Annotated in this window: 4 protein-coding genes; 1 reads left to right on the top strand and 3 read right to left on the bottom strand. The window is 74.3% G+C overall.

The features are described 5' to 3' along the window. Positions 1 to 2,401: bifunctional FO biosynthesis protein CofGH (locus PLP61_RS07950; protein ID WP_324502043.1), on the top strand; the 2,401-nt coding region annotated here is incomplete at its 5' end. Here PLP61_RS07950 and PLP61_RS07945 read toward each other — a convergent pair. The 3 genes from PLP61_RS07945 to PLP61_RS07935 form a co-directional block, all read right to left on the bottom strand. Continuing rightward, a complete protein-coding gene (locus PLP61_RS07945) occupies positions 2,394 to 3,422 on the bottom strand; it encodes a substrate-binding domain-containing protein (RefSeq protein WP_324502041.1) in 1,029 nt (342 codons plus the stop codon). The two genes, PLP61_RS07950 and PLP61_RS07945, sit on opposite strands and share 8 nt — an antisense overlap. Before the next feature lie 56 nt (positions 3,423 to 3,478). Then, a complete protein-coding gene (locus tag PLP61_RS07940) occupies positions 3,479 to 4,279 on the bottom strand; it encodes a gamma-glutamyl-gamma-aminobutyrate hydrolase family protein (RefSeq protein WP_324502039.1) in 801 nt (266 codons plus the stop codon). A gap of 2 nt (positions 4,280 to 4,281) precedes the next feature. Next, the coding region (locus tag PLP61_RS07935) for a substrate-binding periplasmic protein (RefSeq protein WP_324502037.1) at positions 4,282 to 5,003 on the bottom strand (722 nt) is incomplete at its 5' end.

Here is a 5,003-nt window from a genome sequence, read left to right as displayed (position 1 = left end):
GGCCCGGCTGTGCCGGGTGGCTGCCCGGGTCCGCGACGCCGGGCTCGTGGACGCGGGACGTCCGGGGGTGGTCACCTACTCGCCCAAGGTGTTCGTCCCCGTCACCCGCCTGTGCCGGGACCGCTGCCACTACTGCACGTTCGTCTCCGTGCCGAACCGGCTCGAGGCGGCCGGGCTGTCGCCGTACCTCTCCCCCGACGAGATCGTGGACCTGGCCCGGCGCGGCGCCGAGCACGGCTGCCTGGAGGCGCTGTTCACGCTCGGCGACCGGCCCGAGGACCGGTGGCCGCAGGCGCGCGAGTGGCTCGCCGAGCAGGGCTACGACTCCACCCTGGGCTACGTGCGGGCGATGGCCGTGCGCGTGCTGGAGGAGACCGGGCTGCTGCCGCACCTGAACCCCGGGGTGATGACCTGGGAGGAGCTCGCGCGGCTCAAGCCGGTCGCCCCGTCGATGGGCATGATGCTCGAGACCACGTCCAGCCGGCTGTTCACCGAGCCCGGGGCGGCCCACCACGGCTCACCGGACAAGGACCCCGCCGTGCGGCTGCGGGTCCTCGACGACGCGGGCCGGCTGGCGGTCCCGTTCACCACGGGGCTCCTGGTCGGCATCGGCGAGACCCTGGCCGAGCGGGCCGAGACGGTCTTCGCGCTGCGCGCCACCGCCCGGCGGTACGGCGCGGTGCAGGAGGTGATCGTCCAGAACTTCCGGGCCAAGCCGAGCACGCCGATGCGCCACGCCGACGACCTGGACCTGACCGAGCACCTCGCGGCGGTCGCGGTCACCCGCATCGTGCTGGGGCCCCGGGTGCGGGTGCAGGCCCCGCCCAACCTGGTCGCGCTCGAGGAGTGCCGGCTGCTGCTGGACGCCGGGGTGGACGACTGGGGCGGCGTCTCGCCGCTCACCCCGGACCACGTGAACCCGGAGCGGCCGTGGCCGGAGATCGAGGCGCTGCGCGAGGTCACGGCCCAGGCGGGGTTCGCGCTGCGCCCCCGGCTGGCGGTGCACCCGGAGTACGTCCGCGCCGGGGAGCCGTGGCTGGACCCCCGGGTCCAGGGCCACGTGGCCGCCCTGGCCGGGCCGGACGGCCTCGCGCGCCCCGGCGTACGTCCCGCCGGCCGGCCGTGGCAGGAGCCGGACGGCGGCCTGCCCTCGGGGCGCACGGACCTGCACACCGAGGTCGACACCACCGGCCGTCGCACCGACCGCCGCTCCGACTTCGACACCGTCTACGGCGACTGGGACGCCCTGCGCGAGGCGGTCCGCCGCGAAGATCATCATGTCGGGGGCACAAATGATGAGTTACGCGGCGGACTGTCTGCGCTGCGCGCCGCGGAGACCGACCCGACCTCGCTCACCGACGACCAGGCGCTGACCCTGATGACGGCCGAGGGGGGCCTGCTGCGGGAGGTGTGCCGGCTGGCCGACCAGCTGCGCCAGCAGACCGTCGGTGACGAGGTCACCTACGTGGTGAACCGGAACATCAACTTCACCAACGTGTGCTACGTCGGCTGCCGCTTCTGCGCCTTCGCCCAGCGCCGTACCGACGCCGACGCGTTCTCGCTCTCGCTCGACCAGGTCGCCGACCGCGCCGAGGAGGCCTGGCGGCTCGGCGCGACCGAGGTCTGCATGCAGGGCGGCATCGACCCGCAGCTGCCCACGACGGCGTACGTCGACCTGGTGCGGGCGGTGAAGGACCGGGTGCCGGACATGCACGTCCACGCCTTCTCCCCGATGGAGGTCGTCAACGGCGCCACCCGAGCCGGGCTGAGCCTGGAGGAGTTCCTGCTGCAGCTGCGGGAGGCGGGCCTCGGCAGCATCCCCGGCACGGCCGCGGAGATCCTCGACGACGACGTCCGCTGGGTGCTCACCAAGGGCAAGCTGCCCACCCGCACGTGGGTGGAGGTGGTGACCACCGCGCACCGGCTGGGGCTGCCCTCGAGCGCCACCATGATGTACGGCCACGTCGACCACCCCCGGCACTGGGTGGCGCACCTGCGGCTGCTGCGTCGCGTGCAGGAGGAGACCGGCGGGTTCACCGAGTTCGTCCCTCTGCCGTTCGTGCACCACTCGGCGCCGCTGTACCTGGCCGGCGTGGCCAGGCCGGGCCCCACCCTGCGCGACAACCTCGCGGTCCACGCGATGGCGCGGATCCTGCTGCACGGCGCGGTCGACCACGTGCAGACCTCGTGGGTGAAGCTGGGCGTGGACGGCACCCGGCTGATGCTGCAGGCGGGTGCGGACGACCTCGGCGGCACCCTGATGGAGGAGACCATCTCCCGGATGGCCGGGTCCGAGCACGGCTCGGCGAAGACCGTCGCCGAGCTCGTCGAGATCGGGTCCGGCATCGGCCGGCCGGTGCGGCAGCGCACCACGACGTACGCCGCGCCCGCGCTCAGATGATGCCGAGCTGCTCGCACCTGGGCAGGACCTTGCCGCGGCAGATCACGGCGGGCCGGTAGATCCCGTCGCGCACCACGGTGTCGGTGAGGTTGGCCAGGGTCACCACGACCGGCTCGAAGACGAAGCCCGGCACTCCCTCGACCTCGGTCGCACCCTTGACGGTGCCCCCCGTCGCCACGGTCACCGCGATGTCCGCCGCCTGCTGCGCCTCCCGCGGGAAGGCCTTGTAGACGGTGAGGGCCTGCTCACCCAGCACGATGCGGCGCAGCGCCTCGAGGTCGGCGTCCTGGCCGGTGACCAACGGCCAGAGCACCGACGGTACCCGGGCGTCGGCCAGGGCCCGCACCACCCCACCGGCCTGGAGGTCGTTGGCGGCCAGCACCGCGTCGATGGTGCGGGCGGGGTGCGTGGCCAGCTGCGCGGAGACCCACTCGGCGGCCTCGGTGTCCGACCAGGTCTGCGGGTCCAGCTCGGCGAGGATGGTCAGGTCGGTGCGGGCGAGGACCCGGTGCACGGCGCTCTTGAGGGCCACCCCGTTGGCGTCGGTCTGGGCGCCGTTGACGACGAGCACCGACCCGGTCCCGCCCAGCTGGCGGGCCACCGCGTGCGCCATCTGGCTGCCGACCGCGTCGGCGTCGAAGGAGACGTACCAGTCCGCCCCGGCGACGAACCGGTCGTAGGCCACGACGGGCACCGCTCCGGCGCGGTTCACCAGCTCCTCACCGGTGTCGGCGGAGACCGCGTTGAGCACCACCACGTCCGCACCGGCGGCCAGCACCTCGTCCAGCTGCGCCGACTGCCGGTCCGGGTCGCCCTGGGCGTTCCTGGTGAGGTAGACGCAGTCCGGGCAGGTCTCCTCCACCCGCTGCTGGAAGGCCGGCTCGTCGAACTGCGTCCACCGCGGCGAGGTGTCGCTGGCGAGGAGGAACGCGACCACGGCGCGGTCCGGCTCGTCCCGGCAGGCGGCGAGCAGGCCGCCGAGGAGGGTCACGGCGAGCACGACCCCCAGCACCCGACGCATGCACCCGAGCCTACCTACCCGCCCGCCGGCGCCGGACCCGCCCGGTCACCGGAGAGTCAGCGGCGCGCGCAGGCGTCCAGGAAGCCGGCGAACAGCCGGCGCCGGTCCTCCTCGGGTCCGTCGTCGTCCTCCGGGTGCCACTGCACGCCCACCAGCCAGCGGGTCGGGTCCTCGAAGCCCTCGACGATGCCGTCGTGGGCCCGGGCGGTGACCACGAGGCCCTCGCCCAGCTCGTCGACCGCCTGGTGGTGGCCCGACCGGCCGACGACCAGGTCGGCGCCGAGCAGCCGGTGCAGCCGCGTGCCTGCGGCGAGGGTGATCTCCTCGTCGAGGAACATCGGCTCCCCGGGCCCGCCACGGTGCAGCCCGTAGTCGTCGATGTCGGGGATGATCGTGCCGCCGTAGGCCACGTTGACCAGCTGCGCCCCACGGCAGATGCCCAGGACCGGCAGGTCCGCTGCGAGGGCCGCGCGCACAGCGGCGATCCCGTCCCGGTCGGCGCGCAGGTCCACGCCGTAGGAGTTGGGCACCTCCTCGTGGGCCGAGCCGTAGAGCCTGCCGTCGACGTCGCCGCCGCCCAGCAGGAGCAGCCCGTCGCAGTGGGCGACGGCGGCCGGGTCCGGCAGGGCGGTGCTGGTGTCGAAGAGCTCGTACGCCGCGCCGAGGTCGAGCAGGGTCTCGAGCGCGACCCGGGTGAACCGGGTGACCAGCTCGGCGGTGTGCTCGGTCATGTCGGGGAAGTTGAGCGAGACCAGCACGGCCACCCGGGCGACGGGGTCCGCCGGGGTGGGGCGGGTGGGCAGGACCTCGGCGAGGAGCACCTCGGCGGGGGCCTCCCCGGGTGCGGGGGCGGCCACGCTCAGCCCTCGTCGAAGGGGTAGTCCAGCGTCGGCAGCCAGGTCTCCCAGGCGCCACGCAGCCGACCGTCGGCGATCACCCGGGCCAGGGCGCCGTCCAGCTCGGCGAGCACCTCGGGCCGGTCCTTGGGCACCGAGATCCCCCACCGGTTGCCGGTCCTGGCCACGAACGCCAGCTCGTAGTCGGGGTGGGTGGCGCCCAGCGGGACGAAGACGACGTCGTCGTCCACGACCGCGTCGACCTCCCCGGCCTTCAGCGCGGCCAGCATGTCGGCGTACACGTCCTCCGAGGAGGCCCCGAACGGCACGAGCACCGCGCCCTCGAAGGTCTCGGCGAGGGCCATGTTCGTGCTGTTCTCGATCGCGGCGACCCGCTTGCCCGCGAGGTCGGCGGCCGTGTGGATCGGCTCCCCGCGCCGGACCAGCACGCCCTCGTGGAAGACCGCGTAGGGCCGGGTGAAGTCCATGACCTCCCGACGGCTCGGGGTGATCCCCTGGCCGCACAGCACCGCGTCGGCGTCGCCGCGCTGGGCGGCCGGCACCATGTCGGTCCACGGGACCCGCACCCACTCCAGCTCCCGGCCGAGCTCGTCGGCCAGCAGCTGGGCGACCGCAGGCTCGTAGCCCTGCCGGCCCGACTCCGGCGTCCACAGCGAGAACAGCGGCGGGGCGTCGGAGTCCAGGCAGGAGAAGCGGAGGGTACGCGCGGCACTCACGGGGCCCG

Origin of the sequence: Nocardioides sp. (assembly GCF_035429765.1) — a bacterium.
In the GTDB taxonomy this organism is placed as follows: domain Bacteria; phylum Actinomycetota; class Actinomycetes; order Propionibacteriales; family Nocardioidaceae; genus Nocardioides.
The sequence above is the reverse complement of the archived record's forward strand: the minus strand, read 5'-3'. Positions and strand labels throughout refer to the sequence as shown.